Raw genomic sequence first — 22,749 nt, 5'->3', positions numbered from 1 at the left:
TTCTAAAGAATTAAAACCACACATAAATTTTCTTTTATTTCCTCCCCTTTTCCCCTCCCTCTTGCATCTTTTTACCACAATTGTGTTATTTTTAATTTTTTCTTTATACATTTGTGCTGTACAACACAGTTTTGTAGCAGTTATGGTAAAAATGAATTTATCAGATATAAATGTTCCGGAGTTAATACCTGATATATGGTTACCCCTGAATAATGAGCAACGAGAGTTTCTCGCCAATCATTTCACGCTCCAGAATTATAAGAAAAACGAGATCATCCATTGTGAAGGTGAAACACCTACTTATCTGATGTGCCTGTTAAGTGGAAAAGTCAAGATATTTAAAGATGGTGTGGGTGGAAGAAGCCAAATTATCCGTATGATTAAACCTGCCGAATACTTTGGATATCGTCCTTATTTTGCAAAAGCTGATTATGTTACTGCAGCTTGCGCTTTCGAACCTTCACTGGTATGTTTGATACCGATGACGGCAATTATGACGTTGTTATCACAAAACAATGATTTGGCTATGTTTTTTATCAAACAACTATCCGTCGATTTAGGAATAGCTGATGAACGTACTGTCAACCTCACGCAGAAACATATCCGTGGACGACTGGCTGAGTCGTTGCTTTTCCTTAAAGAGAGTTATGGTTTGGAGGAAGATGGTTCTACGTTAAGTATCTATCTTTCACGTGAAGACCTTGCCAATCTATCCAATATGACAACTTCCAATGCCATCCGTACTCTGTCACAATTTGCAACAGAACGATTAATCACTATCGATGGAAGAAAAATCAAGATTATCGATGAAGAAAAACTGAAGAAGATAAGTAAGATAGGATGAAATAATTAAAAATAAAGAAGAAAGGCCGCGCAATAGTTGAAAATTAACTATTGCGCGGCTTTTCTTCTTTTATTCCTTCTTCTCTAACCGAGCAAATATCTTTCCGCTTCTATTGCAGCCATACATCCCGTTGCCGCTGCGGTAATAGCTTGACGGTAATGAGGGTCGGCAACATCTCCTGCGGCAAACACACCTGGTATATTTGTACGAGGAGTACCTGGTTCGGTAATGATATATCCCACTTCATCCGTATGGATATAAGGCTTAAAGATATCCGAATTAGGCTTATGGCCGATGGCCAGGAAGAAACCGTCAACAGGTAAATCATAACGTTCTTCATCAGATTCTCCCATACGCTTTACCAAATGTATACCTTCCACACCATTCTCTCCATACAAACCTACAGCATTGTGTTCAAACAGAACAACGATTTTCTCATTGTTCATTACACGCTCCTGCATAATTTTAGAAGCGCGCAAAAATGGCTTACGAACAATCAGGTAAACCTTACTTGCCAATCCGGCCAGGTAAGTTGCTTCTTCACAAGCTGTATCTCCACCACCTACTACTGCTACTATTTTTTTACGATAGAAGAAACCGTCACAAGTGGCACAAGCGCTCACACCCATACCGGCATATTTCTTTTCATCTTCCAATCCCAAATATTTTGCAGTAGCACCTGTAGCGATGATAACAGTTTCCGCTTCAATATTTTTTTCTTCATCAATAGTCACTATATAAGGCTTTTTGCTCAAATCTGAGGCCGTTGCTACTCCATAACGTAAGTCTGCACCGAAACGCTCAGCCTGCTTACGCAAGTCTTCCATCATTTGCGTACCACTGATTGCTTCTGGATAACCAGGAAAGTTTTCAATGTCCGTAGTTGTAGTCAATTGTCCTCCCGGCTGCATACCTTCATATAGCACTGGAGAGAGGTTAGCGCGCGCTGCATAGATAGCAGCAGTATAACCGGCAGGACCGGAACCGATAATCAAGCATTTAACTTTTTCTGTTTCCATATTTATTTAATTTATAGTTATCTTTTAAGTCATCTTAGATCAATCACCTCTATTGTGGGATATGCCTTCTTATCAAACACAAATAGGTTGTCAGGATAAGTCTGCCCAGTCTGATATGCATTGATGAACACTACTACCGCATCCTTGTTTCCTCGCTGAACCATGCTGATTTTCAATGGGTGCAACGTATTCTTCTCTACATATAGTATAAGGCATTGAATCTCCTGATTGCGTTTTGTAGCTGTCATCACTATCTTATAAATCTTATCATCTTGCGAACCTCCGACTTTTCCAAGCTTCAGGTGATAATCCTTATTATATAAAGAAAGCCATGCGTATGGATTGATACTTTGCAATTCTTCAGGAGTCGGTTCCGACACATTGACTTCGTCACTGGAAGAAAGATAACTCCACTGAGTATGCCCGTCGAACCATGTAGTCACCCCTTCCGTCTCCAAAAGGAATTTATCGCCTTTCAAACGAATCGCACCTTTATAATCTCCTTCCGGGCTACGAACAGAAAAAACAATCTTTACTCCCCCTGCCTCACGGAACGTATCCGCCACACGGTCGAGCAAAGCCATTGCTTCGGACTGCTGCGCCAACGTCGGTAAAGCGAGACAGAATACCCACACAACAAATAAAAGACGACAGATTTTCATATAAATTCAAACATTGATTGATTATAAATTGTTCAGCCGCATTTCCAAATCATTCTCATCTACACAGAATACCTCACGCGCCTTGCTACCCTGTGCAGGACCTACAATTCCTGCTTTCTCCAACTGATCCATAATACGTCCCGCACGATTATATCCAATGGCAAACTTACGCTGTATAAGCGAAGTAGAACCTTGTTGATGAATTACAATCAACCGGGCCGCATCTTCAAACAATGGATCAAGCTTTCCCATATCGACATCACCCAAATCGTTACCAGCATTCTCGTCTACATATTCAGGCAAATAGAAAGCAGTAGGATACCCTTGTTGGCGGGCGATATATTTCGTAATCTCAGCTACTTCGGGAGTATCGATGAACGCACACTGCACACGAACAGGGTCTGCACCTTGCAAGAACAACATATCTCCCCGACCAATCAATTGGTTGGCTCCCGGACGATCAAGAATGGTACGTGAGTCTACCATAGCCGACACGCGGAAAGCAATACGCGCCGGGAAGTTTGCTTTAATCGTACCTGTAATAATATTCGTTGTCGGACGTTGCGTAGCGATAATCATGTGAATACCCACCGCACGTGCCAACTGCGCAATACGTGCAATCGGTAGTTCCACATCCTTACCGGCCGTCATAATCAGATCACCGAATTCATCGATCACAACTACGATATACGGCATAAACCGGTGACCCTTCTCCGGATTCAACTGACGGTTTATAAATTTCTCATTATACTCCTTGATATTACGCACATGTGCCGCTTTCAACAAATCGTAACGAGCATCCATTTCTACACAGATAGAGTTCAGAGTTTGTACAACCTTAGTAACATCTGTAATAATGGCATCTTCACCGTCAGGCAATTTGGCAAGGAAATGATGTTCTATAACCGAATAAATACTGAATTCTACCTTCTTCGGGTCTACTAACACAAATTTTAGTTCTGCCGGATGCTTTTTATATAATAAAGAAGTGATTATGGCATTCAAACCGACAGACTTACCTTGTCCTGTGGCACCAGCAACAAGCACATGCGGCATCTTGCATAAGTCCACCATAAATACCTCGTTAGTAATAGTCTTACCCAACGCAATAGGTAAATCGTAGGTAGATTCTTGAAATTTCTTGCTACCGATGATACTTTGTCCCGACACAATCTTAGGATTGGAATTAGGAACTTCAATGCCAATCGTACCCTTTCCCGGTATCGGAGCTATAATACGTATACCCAATGCAGAAAGACTAAGAGCAATATCATCTTCCAAACCACGGATTTTAGAGATACGTACCCCTTGTTCCGGCGTTATTTCATAAAGTGTGACAGTAGGACCGACTGTCGCTTTAATAGTGCTAATTTCAATACCAAAACTACGTAGAGTATTGATAATCTTATCTTTATTGGCATTTTGTTCGGCCATATCAATCGTTGGTTCGGCATTATCATAGTGTTTCATCAAGTCAATAGTAGGGAAATGATAATTCTCCAAATCCAAGCGCGGATTATACGGTTCCTTTTCAGAACCTTGATATTCTTCCTCCTCAGTGGTTTCTACCTCAAAGGTAGGTTCTTTCATTTCCGAATGTGATTGTACGGAAGATACTAACTCTGGAGATGATGTTTCAATCGTCATAAAAACATCATCATCCGGCTTAACAGCCCCCACTTTGTCATTCGGCAAGTCACTCAAATCAAGCGTTATTTCATTTGAAACCTCTGTTTCCTCCTCTTCTTCAATATCATTCTTTTCATTTTTAACTTCCGGAATTTCCACGATAGTCGACTCTTTCTTCCCTTTCGCAATCCAAGACTCCGTAAATTCTTCCGGAATTTCCCCTTCTTCAATTTCTTTTTTCTCCTTCTTCAAAAAGTTAAACGTAAACAGTTTACGTAACCAGATAATGGTACGTGTACTCAGATAAATCAGGAAAAAGATAGCCGTAATAAGTAATATCATCCACACACCGGGTACACCTACTTGAGATACCAACCAATTGCTGACGTTATATCCATGCATACCACCCAGATAGAGAAAGGAATCTTTATATTGATCAACAAATACAAAGCCAAAGAATATCGAGAACCATACCAATAATAATGAACATCCAATGAACCATTTCCATAACCGTACCACACGTACCCGCATCAACTTCAAGCCTGCTACGGCCAAAAATATCAAGATAAAAAAGGAAGAAACTCCAAAGCAATCATTTATCAGATAGCTTGCCAACTGCGCACCACGCGAACCGGCATAATTTTTCACACCATTATTCGTTGAAATCAATTCCTGCGCATTGCCGGAGTCTATAATACTCTGATCTGCCGCTCCTGTAAAAAAGAACGACGAAAAAGCCAATAACAAATAAACTGAAAAAATAACCAATACCAAACCGATTATAAAATGAACTGTTTCGTTCTTAAAAACAGCAATTATCTTTCCGAAGAAAGACAACGACCGCTCCGTATCTTTAATTGTATTTTTCTTTACCATAAATCCTATGCTATTAATATCTGTATAATGTCGCAAAAGTAACAAAAAAAAGCGTATGCAGTAATGCTTTCAAACCTTTTTCGTACCTTTGCTTTGCGAAAATAGGTTGCACTTCAGCAAAATGCAAATAAATTTGCTTCTGCACTCGGTTTGCACTATCTTTGCGTTTTAAATCAAGAAGATATGAAAAAAGAAAGCCAAGTGATATTCGACCGTAACGTGATAGAGTTCGTAACCGTAGCTGCCGAGTTCTGCAAGTTTCTGGAACAAGCAGAAATGATGAAACGTCCTGTATTCGTCGATACATCTTTAAAAATACTCCCACTACTTTATCTCAAGGCATCCATGCTGCCTAAATGTGAAATCATCGGTGACGAAGCTCCCGAAAACTATGTTACTGAAGAAACCTACGAGATACTTCGCATAAATCTTGCCAGTCTTTTGGCCGATAAAGACGATTATCTGGATGTTTTCGTATCGGATATGAAATATAGCGATCAGCCTATTAAGAAAAATATATCAGAAGACCTGGCAGATATCTACCAGGATATTAAAGATTTTATTTTTGTATTCCAGTTGGGATTGAACGAAACGATGAATGACTCTCTCGCTACTTGTCAAGAAAATTTCGCCTTATATTGGGGACAGAAACTAGTGAACACACTGCGAGCCCTACATGATGTGAGATACAACCAAACAGATGATGAAGAAGAACAGGAGGAAGAAGAAACTGAAGAGTTCGGGAATTCAGAAAATGAATGCTGTCATGATGATGATTGCCACTGTCACGAACACGATTATCACCATCATCACTAAACATTAAATTATGGTTATCAAAAGAAGTATAAATAAAGAAGAACTGAAGGATATGCCCAAAGCTATCTTCCCGGGTCAGATACATGTCGTACAAACCCCGCTGGAAGCAGAAAAAGCTGTGGCTTACCTGAAGACTTGTCCTCTACTGGGAATTGACAGTGAGACACGTCCATCCTTCACCAAAGGACAATCTCACAAGGTTGCTTTGTTGCAGATCTCATCGGAAGAACATTGTTTCCTCTTCCGCTTGAACCTAACAGGATTAACTCTACCTGTCATTATGTTGCTTGAAAACCCCAATGTAATTAAAGTAGGGTTATCTTTACGAGATGACTTCATGATGTTACACAAACGAGCTCCTTTTGAACAACATTCCTGCATAGAGTTACAAGAATACGTCCGCACTTTCGGTATACAAGATAAAAGCTTACAAAAGATATATGCCATTCTTTTTGCGGAAAAAATATCCAAGAGCCAACGTCTCTCCAATTGGGAAGCGGAAGTGCTGACGCAACCCCAGCAACAATATGCTGCAACTGATGCCTGGGCTTGTATCAATATATACAACCGCTTACAGGAGTTGAAACGTACCGGAGATTTTGAATTGGCTCCGGAAGTTGAAAAAGAAGAAGTGATAACAACAGAAAAAGGATAAACAATACAATATAATCATGCACAAAGTATATCTCAAATCCGGCAAAGAAGAATCATTAAAACGTTTTCATCCTTGGGTGTTTTCAGGTGCTATTGCACATTTTGATGGAGAACCCGAAGAAGGAGAAATAGTTGAAATCTATACGGCCAAAAAAGAATTTATAGCCAAAGGACATTTTCAAATTGGCAGTATTGCAGTCCGTGTACTTAGTTTCAATCAGAAAGAAACGATTGATGCCGACTTTTGGAGACATAAATTACAGATTGCTTACGAAATGCGCCGCAGTATCGGCATTGCAGAAAATCCAGTGAATAATACTTATCGCATGGTACACGGTGAAGGCGACAATCTGCCGGGACTCGTCATTGACATCTATGCACGTACCGCTGTGATGCAAGCACATTCTGCTGGAATGCATCTTGACCGTATGGTTATTGCCGGAGCACTTAGCGAAGTAATGGGCGATAAAATTGACAATATCTACTATAAATCCGAAACAACTCTCCCTTTCAAAGCCGACCTGTATCCAGAGAATGGTTTCCTGAAAGGTGGAAGTTCAGATAACATCGCCATGGAATATGGTTTAAAATTCCATATTGATTGGCTGAAAGGACAAAAAACAGGTTTTTTTGTAGACCAACGCGAAAATCGTTCTTTACTAGAACGTTATGCTAAAGGTCGCAGTATACTGAATATGTTCTGCTATACCGGAGGTTTCTCTGTGTATGCAATGCGTGGAGATGCCAAGTTAGTACACTCCGTAGACAGTTCCGCCAAAGCCATTGACCTGACAAACAAGAATATAGAACTGAATTTTCCCGGTGATACGCGCCATGCCGCCTATGCAGAAGATGCTTTCAAATATCTGGATCGTATAGGCGATCAATACGATCTTATCATACTTGACCCGCCCGCTTTTGCCAAACATAGAGATGCTCTGCGCAATGCTTTACAAGGTTATCGTAAACTCAATGTCAAAGCTTTCGAAAAAATCAAACCGGGTGGTATACTCTTCACCTTTTCCTGTTCACAAGCGGTCAGTAAAGAAAACTTCCGAACGGCTGTATTTACGGCTGCTGCCATGTCAGGACGCAACGTTCGCATCTTGCACCAGTTGACACAACCTGCCGATCATCCAGTGAATATCTATCATCCCGAAGGTGAATATTTAAAAGGTCTCGTACTATATGTAGAATAACACAACAAATATAAACAAATAAAATGTTGCTGTAAAACGTGTCATCTGTTTACCCTAAATCCATCCTATTTTTCATGTAAAACTGAGAAAATATCTAATATGCCAAATATAAAAAAAGTTAATAAAAGATGGTTCGCCGCCCAAATATTATGTTATATAACATAAACCATTTATCTTTGCACTGTGTTTTTCATGGTATTAGATTTAAGGTTAATAAAGATTGGCTGTCTGGGATAGATAGCCTTCTTTTTTATATCCCCCTTACAAACACTTTTTTCACTCCTCTCTTTTCCCCCTTTCCGATAAAATACCTACATTTGCAAGGTTTCACTACAGATTACGCGGATTGACACAGATTATATCTAATATTATATCCGACATTATTGTCTAACATAAAGAAAAACATTATGAGCATTAAAGTTCGTTTAATCATCATGAACTTCCTGCAATTTGCAGTATGGGGAGCATATCTCACATCTATGGGTAGCTATTTGGTTAATGTCGGTCTTGCAGAACATATCGGCATGTTCTACGCTATGCAGGGCATCGTTTCTTTATTCATGCCTGCTATCCTTGGCATCATTGCCGATCGATGGATACCAGCACAGAAGCTATTAAGTTTCAGCCATTTCACTGCTGCATTGTTCATGGCGATTGCCGGATACTATGGAATGACCAAAGGAGCCGATGTAAACTTCGGTACATTATTCTCATTCTACTCATTAAGTGTTGCTTTTTATATGCCGACATTAGCTTTGTCCAATTCCGTAGCATACACTGCTTTAGACAAGGCAGGACTGGATACTATCAAAACCTTTCCACCTATCCGTATTTTCGGAACCATCGGTTTCATTTGTTCTATGTGGGTGGTAGATTTGTTGGGACTACAAAACAACTATGGCCAGTTCTTTGCCTGTGCACTCATCGGTGTGTTCTATGGTGTATATGCACTGACTCTTCCAGATTGCCCAGTTAGTAAGAGTGACAAAGCAAAATCAATGGTAGAAGCTTTAGGGTTACGCGCTTTCACGTTGTTCAAACAAAAGAAGATGGCTATTTTTTTTATTTTCTCCATGCTATTAGGAGTATCCTTACAAATTACCAACGGGTATGCCAATCCATACATCAGTAGTTTCGGAGATATCCTCGAGTATGCCAATACATTTGGTGTACAACATGCCAATATTCTGATTTCATTGTCACAGGTATCCGAAACTCTCTGCATTCTGTTGATACCTTACTCTCTGAAACGGTTTGGTATCAAATATGTAATGTTAATTGCCATGTTGGCATGGGTGTTGCGTTTCGGTCTGTTCGGGGCCGGTAATCCAGGTAACGGAGTATGGATGTTTATTCTTTCCATGATTGTATATGGTGTTGCATTTGATTTTTTCAACATATCCGGTTCCTTGTTTGTTGATAGAGAAACAGACAGGGAAATTCGTTCCAGCGCACAAGGTCTGTTTGTAATCATGACAAATGGTTTCGGTGCTACTATCGGCACATTAGGTGCACAGGCTGTAGTTAATTATTTTGTAGACTTCAACAGTGAAGCTCCACAGATAGTACAATGGCAGTCAGCATGGTATACATTTGCAGCTTATGCATTGGTAGTAGCAGTGGTATTTGCATTTGTGTTCAAATACAAACATCGTCCGGAGGATATAAAGTAAAGAATAAATGAACAAAAAGAAGATTGAACTACAAGTATTGAACATTTCTAACAGTCAGGCGCAAGTAGGTGCTTATGCCATGGTTTTGGGTGAAGTGAACGGCTTACGTAAGTTGCCCGTCATTATCGGTGCCTCAGAAGCACAAATAATGGTCATTGAAATGAAAGGAATTGTTCCTCCACGCCCATTAACACACAATTTATTTGCTTCAGTACTCGAGGTACTGGGAGTGAAATTAATGCGTGTCCTTATTTATAAAGTAGATAATGGGGTTTTCTATTCTTATCTTTATTTGAAGGCTGAAGAAACAATCCTTCGTGTAGATGCCCGTACCAGTGATGCAGTAACACTTGCCTTACGCATGAATGCTCCTATTCTGATCTATGAGGATATTCTTGAAGCCGAACGTGTGAAAACAGAAGCAGATATTACACCTATCACTCAAGAATTGGATATGAAGCCCTCTTCAAAAGAAGAAATGCTAAAGAAATTAAAAAACGCTCTTCAAAAGGCCGTAGATGAGGAAGACTATGAGCGAGCTGCACAATTAAGAGATTTAATCAATCAACAAAAATAAAAGAGTCAAAAAATGCACGTATTCTACACTCCTGATATACAAAATCATACAGAGTTACCCGATGAAGAAGTTACCCATGCTGTTCGTGTACTACGGTTGCAAGTCGGTGACAGAGTGACACTTACTGACGGAAAAGGGAATTTTTATCGTGCCGAAATCAGTACTGTTACCAATAAACGTTGTCTCGTCAACATCCTAGAAATTATTCCTCAAGAAACTTTGTGGAGTGGACATCTACACATAGCCATGGCACCTACCAAGAATATGGATCGTACGGAATGGTTTGCAGAGAAAGCAACTGAAATAGGTTTCGACGAACTGACTTTCTTGAATTGCCGTTTTTCCGAACGTAAAGTCATCAAAACAGAACGTATCGCCAAAATACTGGTATCCGCTATCAAACAATCGCTCAAGGCGCGTCTACCTAAACTAAATGAAATGACAGATTTCAATAAATTTATTACTCAACCATTCAGTGGCCAAAAATTTATAGCTCATTGCTATGAAGGAGAAAAACCACTGTTGAAAGATATTTTGCATCCGGGTGAAGATGCCCTTGTACTTATTGGTCCCGAAGGAGATTTCAGCGAAGAAGAAGTGAAAAATGCTATTAAAAACGGGTTTATTCCCATCAGTTTGGGACGTTCTCGGCTACGTACCGAAACTGCTGCTCTTGTAGCATGCCATATCTTAAATCTACAAAATCAATAACACTCATTAAAACAATTATGAATATGAAAAAAAGTCTATTATCCCACCTCTTGGTACTGGCAATACTGATTGTGTTTGTAAGCGCTTGTTCAAAGAAAGCGGAGTACACCAATGTTATTCCGGCTGACGCTTCGGTAGTGGCCATTAACGTGAAAACGTTGGCTGAAAAAGCCGGAGTAAAAGACAAAGAAAACAAAGAGGTACTAACAAAATTGACGGATGCACTGAAAAGTGGTATGAAAGCCGATACCTATCAACAATTGGAGGCGATAATGAAAGATCCTTCCAAATCGGGAGTAGACATCAATGTACCTATTTATATATTTACCTCTCCTTCATTGAACACTACTGTCGCAGGGGTACTTAAAGTAACCAATGAGAAGGATCTTCATATATTTCTCAAAGCAATGGAGAAAGAACAAGTTTGTACTGCAATAGAAAAAGCCGACAACTACAGCTTCGTAAAAATAGACAACCAGACTCTGATAGCCTTTACGCCCTCTACTCTACTAATTGTAAGCTATAACAATAATTCTCAATTGGAGAAAGTCAAAAAAGACATCAGTACTTTACTAAAACAGACGGAAACAAGCAGTATCAGCAGTAAACCGACATTCTTAAAGATGCAAAAACAGAGTGGTGATATCAATTTCCTTGTTTCTTTTTCAAGCATTTTTGGTGAATACTTCAAACAGATAAATTATGCTATGCCAAAAGACATTGACCTAAAAGGCCTGACTCTCATTGGAAATCTTTCTTTTGAAAAGGGGAAAATCTCACTAGATGCAGAGAACTATACTGAAAACGTAGAACTGAAAACGATACTTGAAAAACAAGCGAAGAGTACTCTCCCCATTGAAAACACATTTTTGAAATATTTCCCAAAATCAACGTTGGCACTAGTCAGTATGGGTATCAATGGTGAAGAGTTTTACAAATTATTACAAGAAAACGAAACCTTCCGCAATAATTTTTCAATATCGAAAGCTGCTGAAGTAAAAGATTTATTCAGTATTTTCCAAAAGGATATTACCATAGGGCTTGTCAACATAACAATGAGTAATAATGCTCCTACTTTCCTAGCATACGCCAGTGTAAATAACGACAGTTCTTTACAAGCTCTGTACGAGAAAAAAGATGAACTGAAATTAGGGAATAAAGAAGATATCGTAAAACTGGGTGAAAATGAATATGTTTACAAATCACGCTCCATCAATATTTTCTTCGGTATACATGACAAGCAGCTGTATGCCACTAATGATGAATTGTTATACAAGAATATCTGTAAACCGATTGATCCATCTGCCAAAGACACTGGATACGCTTCTGTTATCAAAGGAAAGCATTCTGCCTTTATTGTCAACGTAGAGGCAATTCTCGCTCTGCCGATAGTGAAAATGTTAACAAGCTATGGTGGTAAGGAATATGCGATTTATTATGCTCTTGCCGATAAGATTTCTTATTTGGACATAACCGGTAAAAACATGAAGTCTAATCTCACCCTGCAACTAAAAGATAAAGAAGTAAATGCTTTGAAACAAATAGTGGATTTTATTAAAGAGTTTGCAGGAATGTAGTCAATAATAAACGTTTAATGATTAATGAATAGCATTCACTTACGGCAAACACTACCTCAAGTGTTTGCCGACCGTGATGTCATTACTTCCGACGTATGGCATCAAGATATTGTTTTCAGTAAAGGAAAACATTATTTAATTGAAGCAGCCTCGGGTACAGGTAAATCTTCCCTTTGCAGCTATATCTATGGATACCGACGAGATTATCAGGGTATCATAAACTTCGACGAACGAAATATTCGCTCTCTCTCCATCAATGAATGGGTAGATATACGCAAGTATTCGCTCAGTATTCTTTTTCAGGAGTTACGTATCTTTCCCGAATTGACAGCCCTTGAAAATATACAGTTAAAAAATCAAATAACCAACTACAAAAAAAAGAAAGAAATCCTCACCTTTTTTGAAACTCTTGGTATCACCAATAAAATAAACGAAAAAGTCGGTAAACTCTCCTTTGGACAACAACAACGTATCGCCTTTATCCGCTGTCTCTGTCAACCTTTCGATTTCATTTTTTTGGATGAACCTATTAGTCATTTGGATGACAAGAACAGTGCAATTATGAGCAAATTACTCGTAGAGGAAGCAGAAAAACAGAAGGCAGGAATAATTGTAACTTCAATAGGAAAACATTTGGAGATGAATTACGATAGAGTATTACAATTATAAATAAGAATTTATTTAATAAAGAACATCACTATACAATGAATAAACTCGTTTGGAAGCTTCTCCGCCAACATATCAGTCTTGGACAACTATCAGGTTTTTTTCTTGCTAATCTTTTCGGTATGATGATTGTACTACTTAGCATACAATTCTACCGAGATATCCTTCCTATCTTCACGCAAGGTGACAGTTTTATAAAAAAAGATTACATTATTGTTACCAAGAGAATCAGTACTCTCAGTAGTTTGGCTGGAAAAAATAATACCTTCTCCAAAGATGAAATTAATGAGTTGAAAGAACAATTCTTTACTCGTAATGTGGGAGCATTCACTCCTTCTCTTTTTAAAGTATCCGCTGGATTGAGTATGCAAAAAACTGGTATTCATCTCTCTACAGAAATGTTCTTTGAAGCTGTACCCGACGAATATGTAGATGTCAGTTTGGATAAATGGAATTTCGATAAAGACTCAAAAATTATTCCCATCATAATTCCCCGTAATTATTTGAACCTTTACAACTTTGGTTTCGCTCAAAGCCGTAGTCTCCCTAAATTGTCGGAAGGCGTGATGAGCCTGATGCAAATGGATATCATAATGCACGGCAATGAACATGTAGAACAGTACAAAGGTAATATCGTCGGATTTTCTAACCGATTGAATACGATTCTTGTTCCCCAATCATTCATAAACTGGGCAAACAAAACTTTTGCTCCTGAAAGAGAAGCGTACCCATCACGTCTCATCATAGAAGTAAAAAATCCAACTGATACAGCTATCGCCCAATACTTTCAAAAAAAGAATTATGAAACGGAAGGTGATAAACTGGATGCAGGTAAAACTACATACTTCTTACGCCTTATCACCGGTATTGTTATGGGGATAGGATTGTTCATCAGTGTTCTGTCATTCTACATTCTGATGCTTAGCATTTTCCTGTTACTCCAGAAGAATACGATAAAATTGGAAAATCTATTATTAATAGGATACAGCCCTAATCGTGTATCACTTCCTTATAACATCCTCACTGTAGGCCTCAATCTATTAGTCTTACTGTTGTCCATTGGTGGAGTGACATGGATACGTATCTATTATACTGAGACAATTCGTGCTCTATTTCCTCAACTGGAAACTGGATCATCATTACCCTGCATCATTACAGGTTGTATCCTATTCCTCATTGTATCGCTACTGAACATGACTATGATACGAAAGAAAACTATAAATATATGGAAAGGAAAAACAATTCATGTCTGAAAAACAGACAGTATCCATTTTAACAATTTATATAAATTACAGATATATATACCATTATTACAGATTGACGACATACACACTATTCCATATACGAAAAAAACATTAACTTTGTCGTAACCTTAAGATATATAAGAATATGGAAGAATTAATTAGACTCGATCATGTATGTCAGTACAATGAACTTGTGGGTGTTGAAACTCTGCACCCATTGATTAGTGTAGTTGATTGGTCCAAATGCGCTCCTATGTTACATCACCGCCAACGTTTTGGTTTTTATGCCGTTTTCTTGAAAGAAATTAAATGCGGTGACATGCGTTACGGACGAAATTTTTACGATTATCAAGAAGGCACACTCGTGTTCTTGGCTCCTGGGCAAATTGTTGGAATTTCTAATAACGGAGAAGTATTCCAACCTAAAGGTTATGCACTGATTTTCCATCCCGATTTGCTTCGGGGTACTTCTCTTGCACGCAAAATACACGAATATACTTTCTTTTCATATGAATCGAACGAAGCTTTACACTTATCCGAACAAGAACGTAGAACATTCCTGGAATGCCTACATAATATTGAAGAGGAACTACAACATTCCATTGATAAGCATAGCAAGAACTTGATCGTTAACAATATCGAGTTACTACTTAATTACTGCATGCGCTTTTACGATCGCCAGTTCATTACGCGTAGTAATATCAACAAGGATATTCTAACGAAATTCGAACATTTATTGAACGACTACTTCCTGTCTGATAAGCCACAGGAAATCGGTTTACCATCTGTACAGTATTGTGCAGATCAGTTACATCTTTCCCCTAATTATTTCGGAGATTTAATAAAGAAAGAAACCGGTAATTCTCCTCAAGAACATATCCAATTAAAACTGATTGCTACAGCCAAAGAAAGAATATTCGACACTAGTAAATCTATCAGTGAAGTAGCATACGATTTAGGATTTAAATATCCCCAACACTTCACACGATTGTTTAAAAAGGTAGTGGGATGTTCACCAAATGAATATAGACAGATGAATTAAATTTCTTCAGGGAAAAAAAGCTAAACACACCTATATTCAATGAAAAAACTTGACTCTAGGATATAAAAAAAGGAGTACCGCTGTACTCCAACCTTTGTTAACCTTAAATCTAATACTATGAAAAACACATTGCAAATTTATGTACTTTTGAGATTTCCACAAATTATACAAAAGGAAAAACATGTTTTATAACACCTTTTAAGAAGTAAGTATCTCCTTTTCACTTCCTTTTTCATACCTTTGTATTCAAATTAACAAAATCTCAGATATGTCTAACTATGATTTAATCACCATATTGGGTCCTACCGCTTCAGGGAAAACTCTGTTTGCCGCTGAACTTGCTGCCGAGTTGGATACAGAGATTATTAGTGCCGACTCCCGGCAAATCTATCGAGGCATGGATCTCGGTACAGGGAAAGACATTGCCGACTATACCGTAAACGGAAGACTAATCCCTTATCATCTGATTAACATTGCTGATCCGGGCTATAAGTACAACGTTTTTGAGTACCAACGTGACTTTCTGGATGCATACAAAACGATTAAACAAAAAGGTTGCCTGCCCGTTCTATGTGGAGGAACCGGAATGTATATGGAATCCGTACTAAAAGGTTACAAATTACTACCCGTACCCGAAAATCCAGAGCTACGTTCCAATTTATTGGGTAAGTCTTTGGAAGAGTTGACTAGAATTCTGAAAAGTTACAAGAGTCTACATAATACCACGGACGTAGATACTGCTAAACGTGCTATCCGCGCCATTGAAATTGAGGAATATTATGCACATACTCCAGTGGACGAATGCTCGTTTCCACAACTGGATAGCCTCATCATTGGTATGGATATTGATCGAGAACTGCGTCGCAAGAAGATAACCAAACGTTTACGACAACGACTGGATGAAGGTATGGTAGATGAAGTACGCCGATTGTTAGAACAAGGTATTCAACCAGACGATCTTATTTATTACGGACTGGAATACAAATATTTGACACTTTATGTCATCGGTCAACTGACCTACAACGAAATGTTCAGTCAACTGGAAATCGCCATCCATCAGTTTGCCAAACGCCAAATGACTTGGTTTCGGGGAATGGAAAGGCGAGGTTTTACTATCCATTGGATAGATACCCGACTGCCAATGCGAGAAAAGATTGCTTTTGTAAAGGCAAAACTCAAAGAGATTTAGTACTTTTGTCAATTGAGAATTGGCACTTAACAAGTATAAAGTATTTTCAATCGTAAATCGTCAAATCGTAAATTAACTCATGAGCGTAGAACCCGAAAAGTGGGGTGTGATATATAACCCTAAAGCCGGAACACGAAAGGTGCAGAAACGGTGGAAAGAGATTAAAGAATATATGGACAGTAAGGGCGTATCCTACGACTACGTGCAATCCGAAGGGTTTGGTTCGGTAGAGCGTTTGGCGGGTATACTTGCCAATAACGGCTACCGTACCATCGTCATTGTGGGGGGTGACGGTGCTTTGAATGACGCTATCAACGGTATCATGCTTTCCAATGCGAAAGATAAGGAAAATATAGCAATCGGAATTATCCCAAACGGTATAGGTAATGATTTTGCTGACTATTGGGAAATGAGTTCTGAATACAAGAAAGCGGTAGATTGTATCATCAACAACCGACGTAGGAAGATAGACGTCGGTACATGCTATTATTACGATGGCGAAAAGCATCTGACACGTTATTTTCTGAATGCTATTAATATTGGGCTCGGTGCACGTATCGTAAAAATTACCGATCAGTGCAAACGTTTTTGGGGTGTGAAATTTCTCTCCTATTTCATGGCATTACTTTCTATTATTTTTGAACGGAAATTATATCGTATGCACCTGAAAATAAACGGAGAACATATACGTGGACGCATCATGACGGTTTGCATCGGAAGTGCATGGGGATATGGGCAGGCACCAAGTGCTGTTCCATATAATGGTTGGTTAGACGTTTCCGTAATCTATCGACCAGAACTGCTACAACTTTGGTCGGGTCTATGGATGCTTATCCAAGGCCGAATTCTAAACCATAAAGTCGTGATGCCCTATCGTACACAAAAGGTTAAAGTGCTTCGCGCACAAAGTGCTTCTGTCGATTTGGATGGGCGTATCCTCGACCGGCACTTTCCACTGGACATCGGGGTAATGCACGAAGCAATAACACTCATTATTCCAAACTGACCGGTATAACACTGGAACATTTTTTCGGCATGATTGTATTTAATAATATAAATCAACTTCCTATTTACACATTAAATAAAAACAAAATATGATTGAACTGAAAAATAATCCTGCCGGCAACTTCTTTCTTTTGGCAGGTCCTTGCGTCATCGAAGGAGAAGAAATGGCAATGCGCATAGCAGAACGTATAGTAACCATCACCGATAAGCTACAAATTCCATACGTATTTAAAGGTTCCTACCGTAAAGCCAATCGCTCGCGTTTAGACTCTTTCATGGGTATCGGTGATGAAAAAGCTTTGAAGATATTAAAAAAAGTACACGATACATTCGGGGTTCCCACTGTAACGGATATCCATGCCGCAGAAGAGGCTACGATAGCAGCAGAGTATGTAGATGTATTACAAATTCCGGCATTTCTTTGCCGTCAAACAGACTTGTTGATAGCCGCAGCCAAAACGGGTAAGATTATCAATATCAAAAAAGGACAGTTTCTCTCTCCTTTTGCCATGCGCTTTGCAGCGGATAAAGTGGTGGAAGCAGGAAACAAGAATGTAATGCTCACAGAACGTGGTACAACATTCGGTTATCAAGATCTAGTAATTGATTATCGCGGTATTCCTGAAATGCAATCTTTTGGATTTCCTGTTATTTTGGACGCAACTCACTCACTTCAACAACCTAATCAAACCAGTGGAGTCACCGGCGGTATGCCTCAGTTGATTGAAACTATTGCTAAAGCTGGTATTGCAGTGGGTGTAGACGGCTTGTTCATCGAAACTCACGAAAATCCTGCAGTAGCAAAAAGTGATGGTGCTAACATGTTGAAACTCGACATGCTAGAAAATCTTTTGACTAAGTTGGTTCATATCCGCAAAGCCATCAAAGAATAAATTATCCATTATATTGTGATTTATTATTCCGGTATCCGACATATAAGTCAAAGAACATTTAATTATATAACTATAATGAAACATTTATTACACAGTTTATGGATTGTAGCGCTAATAATTTGCTGCAACTTCCAACAAGTATTTGCCCAGCAAATGCCACCTATCCCCATTGATAAAAATGTACGCATAGGTAAATTAGACAACGGATTGACGTATTATATCCGTAAGAACAGTCTTCCTGCCAACCGAGCAGATTTCTATATTGCCCAGAAAGTAGGTTCCATTCAGGAAGAAGAAAGTCAACGAGGTCTTGCCCATTTTCTAGAACATATGTGTTTCAATGGAACGACCCACTTCCCGGGTGACGCTTTGAAACAATATCTGGAACGTATTGGTGTGAAATTCGGTGAAAACCTGAATGCCTATACTTCCGTGGACGAAACCGTATACAATATCTCCAATGTTCCCGTAACCACTCCAGGTGCCATTGATTCTTGTTTGCTGATTTTGCACGACTGGAGTAATGATCTTACTCTCGATCCAAAAGAAATCGACAAAGAACGTGGAGTTATCAATGAAGAATGGCGTACCCGCATGAGTGCTATCCAACGTTTCCAGGAAAAGATGTTACCTGTAATGTTTGAAGGAACCAAGTATGCACACTGTTTTCCTATCGGAACAATGGAAGTGGTAATGAACTTCAAACCTCAGACCTTGAGAGATTATTATGAAAAATGGTATCGTCCTGATTTACAAGGTATCGTTGTAGTAGGCGATATAGACGTGGATGTTATTGAAGCTCAAATCAAGAAGATGTTCTCTGACATTCCAGCACAACCCAATGCTGCCAAGCGTGAATATTATCCCGTGAATGATAATAAAGAGCCGATCGTTATCATCTATAAGGATAAAGAACAGCCTAATGTCCAGGCATTGGTTTTCAACAAACACGAGAATACCCCTGATACCGAAAAGACTAATATGGGATATCTATTGCAAGACTATGCAATTACTCTCATTAACAATATGCTGAATGCACGTTTGAACGAATTGGTACAAACAGCCAATCCACCTTATATCTACGCTACTACTTATGATGACAATTTTTTTGTTGCTAAAACAAAGGACGCATTTACCGGTATCGTAGTTTGTAAGGAAGATGCCATAGAAAATGGTATTGCCACCCTACTTCGCGAGACCGAGCGTGCACGCCAGTTCGGATTTACCGAAACTGAATACAACCGTGCCCGCGCTGAATACCTACGTCAATTGGAATCTGCTTTCAATGAACGCGACAAACGTAAGAATGAGGAATATGTAAACAAATATGTCCGTCATTTCCTTGATAATGAACCCATTCCTGGTATCGAGAACGAATATGCCATCATTAACCAAATTGCCCCTGCCATCCCTGTAGCTGCATTAAACCAAATGATGCAGGAACTTGTAACCGACAGCAACCAGGTAGTTGCCATTCTCGCTCCTGAGAAAGAAGGATTGAAAATACCTTCGGAAGATGTAATCAAACAAATTCTGAAAGATGTAAAAGCTGAGAAGTTGACTGCATATGTAGACAAGGTATCTGATGAACCATTGATGAAAGAAACTCCGAAAGGTGGTAAAATCATATCCGAAAAGAAGGATGATATATTCGGTACTACAACCTTAACACTCTCTAATGGCGTTAAGGTTATTATCAAGAAGACTGACTTCAAGGCTGATGAAATCCGTATGAAAGGTGTCAGTTTAGGTGGTAGCTCTTTGTTCCCAAATTCAGAAATTATCAATATCAACGGTTTAGATGCTGTAAGCGTAGGTGGTTTAGGAAATTTTAGTACTGTGAATCTCGAAAAAGTATTGGCTGGTAAGAAAGCCTCTGTCAGCTATGGTATCGGTGACAAGACAGAGACCATTCATGGCAATTGTTCTCCAAAAGATTTTGAGACCATGATGCAGTTGACTTATTTGACATTTACCGCTCCACGCCGTGATGATGAGGCATTCGCTTCGTATAAAAATCGTAGTAAAGCAGCATTGCTTAATATGGAAATGAATCCACAAATAGCTTTCAGCGACTCTATTCAAGCTGGTATCTATATGAAACACCCCAGACAAGTGAGAATTAAAGCCGACATGATTGACAAGATGGACTATGATAAAATTCTGTCAATGTACAATGACCGTTACAAAGATGCCAGCGACTTTACTTTCATTTTTGTAGGAAATGTAGACGTTGAGCAGATGAAACCGCTGATTGTTCAATACTTAGGATCACTACCTGCCATCAATCGTAAGGAAACTTTCAAAGATAATAAAGTTGAAATACGCCAAGGTACCTACAAAAACGAATTTATCCGTAAACAAGAGACAGCCAAAGCTTCTAACTTTGTTTTGATTAGTGGTAACTGCGAATACAATTTGAAAAATGACATTTTGCTAGATATGACTAGCCAAATCCTTGACCTGATTTACACAGCCAAAGTACGCGAAGATGAAGGTGGTACATACGGTGTATATGTAGGCGGGCAATTGAGAAAGTATCCGACAGAGAAGGCTGTTTTGCAAATAATCTTCGATACTGCCCCTGCTAAAAGAGACAAATTAATGAAGATCATCTTTGATGAACTTAATAATTTTGCCAAAGCAGGTTCTACCGAAGAAAACCTGAACAAAGTAAAAGAGTTCATGCTAAAAAAACATGCTGAAGACCTGAAAGAAAACAATTATTGGTTAAGTGGTATTGACGAATATTTATTCACCGGTATGGATCGCATTAAAAATTACGAACAAATTGTAAACAGCATTACCATGAAAAACATTCAGAAATTTGCTGACGATCTACTCAAACAGAAAAACGAGATTGAAGTATCAATGATCAGTCCTGAAGCAGAAAGCAAATAATAGCTTATAACTTTAAAAGGCTGCGTTGTTTGAAAAAAGCAGCGTGGTCTTTTTTATATACATTCTAATCATTTATATACAATGAGCCTATTTTTAGAATTACGCAAACATGGTAAACTGGCAGCCAAACGAAATCCGATGTACGAAAAGAATAAGTTCGGCAAATTCTGGATGTATTTCATGGCTATCTTTTGGGCCGGTTATCTGATGTTCTTCGGAACAACCTTTGCTTTTGCTTTCGACGGTGGTGCTACGGAAGCCTATCACGTATTAAACAGTGGACTAATATTTGTTTTGGTTCTAGACTTTATGATACGCTTTCCTTTTCAAAAGACACCGACACAAGAAGTAAAGCCCTATCTGCTGCTTCCCATAAGGCGGAATCGTCTTATTGACTTTTTATTAATACGCTCCGGCCTGAATGGATTTAACCTGATATGGTTGTTTTTTTTCGTACCATTCGCTATCGTCACCATCACTAAATTCTATGGTATCATGGGGGTACTGGCCTACTGTACAGGCATCTGGTTACTGATGATTTTCAATAATTACTGGTTCCTGTTATGTCGTACCCTGATGAATGAACGTATTTGGTGGATAACATTACCAATTGTTGTATATGGAGGTATAGCAGCAGGATTATTCATACCGGAACATAGTTCGTTATTTGACTTTTCGGTAAGTCTCGGAGAGGGATTCATTACCGGAAACTTACTGTCATTCGTCGGAGTACTGGTAATTATAGCCTTAATGTGGTTCATTAATCGTGTATTGATGATTGGTCTGATCTACGATGAAATCAATAAAGTAGAAGATACGAAAGTAAAACATGTATCGGAATATAAATTTCTGGATCGTTATGGCGAAATAGGTGAATATATGCGTTTGGAACTGAAAATGTTGTTACGTAACAAGGTTTGCAAGACAGCCTTACGCACGGTGTTTATCGTAGTAATCGCTTTTAGCTGCATCCTTAGTTTCACAGAAGTGTATGACGGACAAGGAATGAAGAACTTTATCATGGTATATAATTTTGTTATCTTCGGCATTTTATTTCTTTCCAGTCTGATGAGCTACGAAGGTAATTACATCGATGGTTTGATGAGCCGTAAGGAATCAATATATACATTACTCCGTGCCAAATACATATTATATAGCGTTGCCATACTTATTCCTATGGTGTTAATGATACCTGCCATGGTCACGGGAAAACTCCTCGTATTGAGCTGCTTTGCCTGGGCCATATTTGTAGCCGGATGTGTCTACTTCTGCCTGTTCCAACTAGCTGTATATAATAATAAGACGGTAAATCTGAATGCCAAAATGACCAATCGCCATAATATGGGATCTGGATTGCAGAACCTGATAGCAGGTGCAGCTTTCGGTATCCCCCTGCTTATGAACTTTATATTGAATGCCTTTTTCGGTCCCACCGTTACCGCATGCATCCTGATTGTAATAGGCACAGGGTTTATCCTGACTTCCCGTTTCTGGCTGATGAATGTATATCATCGCTTCATGAAACGCCGTTACAAAAATATGGAAGGTTTCAGAGACAGTAGGCAATAAGAA

19 protein-coding genes are annotated in these 22,749 nt (G+C 38.9%); 16 read left to right on the top strand and 3 right to left on the bottom strand.

Features of this window, described 5'->3' with window-relative positions:
• Nucleotides 1–142: 142 nt before the first annotated feature.
• Nucleotides 143–844 (top strand): Crp/Fnr family transcriptional regulator, encoded by a 702-nt coding sequence (locus tag DXC10_RS05625; protein ID WP_101543048.1) that lies wholly within the window; start codon nucleotides 143–145, stop codon nucleotides 842–844.
• Nucleotides 845–927: 83 nt separating this feature from the next.
• On the opposite strand, the gene trxB is transcribed toward DXC10_RS05625, so the two are convergent.
• From trxB to DXC10_RS05610, 3 genes are read right to left on the bottom strand one after another with little or no spacing between them, the layout of a single operon-like run.
• Nucleotides 928–1,863: a thioredoxin-disulfide reductase gene (gene trxB, locus DXC10_RS05620; RefSeq protein ID WP_101543047.1), complete on the bottom strand. Its 936-nt coding sequence runs from the start codon at nucleotides 1,861–1,863 to the stop codon at nucleotides 928–930.
• 29 nt (nucleotides 1,864–1,892) lie between these two features.
• Nucleotides 1,893–2,525 carry a LolA-like putative outer membrane lipoprotein chaperone gene (locus tag DXC10_RS05615; protein ID WP_101543046.1) on the bottom strand — a complete coding sequence of 211 codons (633 nt, stop codon included), beginning with the start codon at nucleotides 2,523–2,525 and terminating at the stop codon, nucleotides 1,893–1,895.
• Nucleotides 2,526–2,546: 21 nt separating this feature from the next.
• A complete protein-coding gene (locus tag DXC10_RS05610; RefSeq protein ID WP_117737477.1) occupies nucleotides 2,547–5,030 on the bottom strand; it encodes a DNA translocase FtsK in 2,484 nt (827 codons plus the stop codon).
• Nucleotides 5,031–5,213: 183 nt separating this feature from the next.
• Here DXC10_RS05610 and DXC10_RS05605 point away from each other — a divergent pair, with 183 nt between their 5' ends.
• From DXC10_RS05605 to DXC10_RS05535, 15 genes are all read left to right on the top strand, one after another.
• Nucleotides 5,214–5,846, top strand: coding sequence for a DUF5063 domain-containing protein (locus DXC10_RS05605; RefSeq protein ID WP_101543044.1), 633 nt, complete (start codon nucleotides 5,214–5,216; stop codon nucleotides 5,844–5,846).
• Between the two features lie 10 nt (nucleotides 5,847–5,856).
• Complete coding sequence (locus DXC10_RS05600) at nucleotides 5,857–6,501, top strand: 3'-5' exonuclease (protein WP_101543043.1); 645 nt, start codon at nucleotides 5,857–5,859, stop codon at nucleotides 6,499–6,501.
• A gap of 16 nt (nucleotides 6,502–6,517) precedes the next feature.
• Nucleotides 6,518–7,699, top strand: coding sequence for a class I SAM-dependent rRNA methyltransferase (locus DXC10_RS05595; RefSeq protein WP_101543042.1), 1,182 nt, complete (start codon nucleotides 6,518–6,520; stop codon nucleotides 7,697–7,699).
• A gap of 407 nt (nucleotides 7,700–8,106) precedes the next feature.
• Entirely contained in the window at nucleotides 8,107–9,372 is a 1,266-nt protein-coding gene (locus DXC10_RS05590; RefSeq protein WP_101543041.1) for an MFS transporter, read from the top strand.
• Nucleotides 9,373–9,379: 7 nt separating this feature from the next.
• Entirely contained in the window at nucleotides 9,380–9,949 is a 570-nt protein-coding gene (locus DXC10_RS05585) for a bifunctional nuclease family protein (RefSeq protein WP_101543040.1), read from the top strand.
• Nucleotides 9,950–9,961: 12 nt separating this feature from the next.
• Nucleotides 9,962–10,660 (top strand): 16S rRNA (uracil(1498)-N(3))-methyltransferase, encoded by a 699-nt coding sequence (locus DXC10_RS05580; protein WP_101543039.1) that lies wholly within the window; start codon nucleotides 9,962–9,964, stop codon nucleotides 10,658–10,660.
• A gap of 23 nt (nucleotides 10,661–10,683) precedes the next feature.
• On the top strand, nucleotides 10,684–12,237 hold the full coding sequence (locus tag DXC10_RS05575; protein ID WP_101543038.1) for a DUF4836 family protein: 1,554 nt from the start codon (nucleotides 10,684–10,686) through the stop codon (nucleotides 12,235–12,237).
• A 24-nt stretch (nucleotides 12,238–12,261) separates the two neighbouring features.
• A complete protein-coding gene (locus DXC10_RS05570) occupies nucleotides 12,262–12,906 on the top strand; it encodes an ATP-binding cassette domain-containing protein (RefSeq protein ID WP_101543037.1) in 645 nt (214 codons plus the stop codon).
• A 35-nt stretch (nucleotides 12,907–12,941) separates the two neighbouring features.
• Nucleotides 12,942–14,156 (top strand): ABC transporter permease, encoded by a 1,215-nt coding sequence (locus DXC10_RS05565; RefSeq protein WP_117737476.1) that lies wholly within the window; start codon nucleotides 12,942–12,944, stop codon nucleotides 14,154–14,156.
• Nucleotides 14,157–14,292: 136 nt separating this feature from the next.
• Nucleotides 14,293–15,189, top strand: coding sequence for an AraC family transcriptional regulator (locus DXC10_RS05560; protein WP_101543035.1), 897 nt, complete (start codon nucleotides 14,293–14,295; stop codon nucleotides 15,187–15,189).
• A 268-nt stretch (nucleotides 15,190–15,457) separates the two neighbouring features.
• Complete coding sequence (miaA, locus tag DXC10_RS05555; RefSeq protein WP_101543034.1) at nucleotides 15,458–16,378, top strand: tRNA (adenosine(37)-N6)-dimethylallyltransferase MiaA; 921 nt, start codon at nucleotides 15,458–15,460, stop codon at nucleotides 16,376–16,378.
• Nucleotides 16,379–16,457: 79 nt separating this feature from the next.
• Entirely contained in the window at nucleotides 16,458–17,384 is a 927-nt protein-coding gene (locus tag DXC10_RS05550; protein WP_101543033.1) for a diacylglycerol kinase family protein, read from the top strand.
• An 88-nt stretch (nucleotides 17,385–17,472) separates the two neighbouring features.
• Nucleotides 17,473–18,276, top strand: coding sequence for a 3-deoxy-8-phosphooctulonate synthase (gene kdsA / locus DXC10_RS05545; RefSeq protein ID WP_101543032.1), 804 nt, complete (start codon nucleotides 17,473–17,475; stop codon nucleotides 18,274–18,276).
• 75 nt (nucleotides 18,277–18,351) lie between these two features.
• The gene (locus DXC10_RS05540; protein WP_101543031.1) at nucleotides 18,352–21,177 is read left to right on the top strand and encodes a pitrilysin family protein; all 2,826 of its coding nucleotides are present in this window, start codon (nucleotides 18,352–18,354) and stop codon (nucleotides 21,175–21,177) included.
• An 81-nt stretch (nucleotides 21,178–21,258) separates the two neighbouring features.
• Complete coding sequence (locus DXC10_RS05535; protein WP_101543030.1) at nucleotides 21,259–22,746, top strand: DUF5687 family protein; 1,488 nt, start codon at nucleotides 21,259–21,261, stop codon at nucleotides 22,744–22,746.
• The last annotated feature ends 3 nt before the right edge of the window (nucleotides 22,747–22,749 follow it).

It is taken from the genome of Bacteroides sp. OM08-11, from assembly GCF_003438665.1.
Lineage (GTDB): Bacteria > Bacteroidota > Bacteroidia > Bacteroidales > Bacteroidaceae > Bacteroides > Bacteroides cutis.
This window is presented reverse-complemented; position numbering and strand designations above follow the sequence as displayed.

Coding starts and splice junctions, on each gene's coding strand:
- trxB (WP_101543047.1), bottom strand. CDS start 1,863: ATGGAAACAGAAAAAGTTAAATGCTTGATTATCGGTTCCGGTCCTGCC.
- kdsA (WP_101543032.1), top strand. CDS start 17,473: ATGATTGAACTGAAAAATAATCCTGCCGGCAACTTCTTTCTTTTGGCA.
- DXC10_RS05550 (WP_101543033.1), top strand. CDS start 16,458: ATGAGCGTAGAACCCGAAAAGTGGGGTGTGATATATAACCCTAAAGCC.
- DXC10_RS05600 (WP_101543043.1), top strand. CDS start 5,857: ATGGTTATCAAAAGAAGTATAAATAAAGAAGAACTGAAGGATATGCCC.
- DXC10_RS05585 (WP_101543040.1), top strand. CDS start 9,380: ATGAACAAAAAGAAGATTGAACTACAAGTATTGAACATTTCTAACAGT.
- DXC10_RS05575 (WP_101543038.1), top strand. CDS start 10,684: ATGAAAAAAAGTCTATTATCCCACCTCTTGGTACTGGCAATACTGATT.
- miaA (WP_101543034.1), top strand. CDS start 15,458: ATGTCTAACTATGATTTAATCACCATATTGGGTCCTACCGCTTCAGGG.
- DXC10_RS05625 (WP_101543048.1), top strand. CDS start 143: ATGGTAAAAATGAATTTATCAGATATAAATGTTCCGGAGTTAATACCT.
- DXC10_RS05570 (WP_101543037.1), top strand. CDS start 12,262: ATGAATAGCATTCACTTACGGCAAACACTACCTCAAGTGTTTGCCGAC.
- DXC10_RS05580 (WP_101543039.1), top strand. CDS start 9,962: ATGCACGTATTCTACACTCCTGATATACAAAATCATACAGAGTTACCC.
- DXC10_RS05605 (WP_101543044.1), top strand. CDS start 5,214: ATGAAAAAAGAAAGCCAAGTGATATTCGACCGTAACGTGATAGAGTTC.
- DXC10_RS05595 (WP_101543042.1), top strand. CDS start 6,518: ATGCACAAAGTATATCTCAAATCCGGCAAAGAAGAATCATTAAAACGT.
- DXC10_RS05535 (WP_101543030.1), top strand. CDS start 21,259: ATGAGCCTATTTTTAGAATTACGCAAACATGGTAAACTGGCAGCCAAA.
- DXC10_RS05560 (WP_101543035.1), top strand. CDS start 14,293: ATGGAAGAATTAATTAGACTCGATCATGTATGTCAGTACAATGAACTT.
- DXC10_RS05615 (WP_101543046.1), bottom strand. CDS start 2,525: ATGAAAATCTGTCGTCTTTTATTTGTTGTGTGGGTATTCTGTCTCGCT.
- DXC10_RS05540 (WP_101543031.1), top strand. CDS start 18,352: ATGAAACATTTATTACACAGTTTATGGATTGTAGCGCTAATAATTTGC.
- DXC10_RS05565 (WP_117737476.1), top strand. CDS start 12,942: ATGAATAAACTCGTTTGGAAGCTTCTCCGCCAACATATCAGTCTTGGA.
- DXC10_RS05610 (WP_117737477.1), bottom strand. CDS start 5,030: ATGGTAAAGAAAAATACAATTAAAGATACGGAGCGGTCGTTGTCTTTC.
- DXC10_RS05590 (WP_101543041.1), top strand. CDS start 8,107: ATGAGCATTAAAGTTCGTTTAATCATCATGAACTTCCTGCAATTTGCA.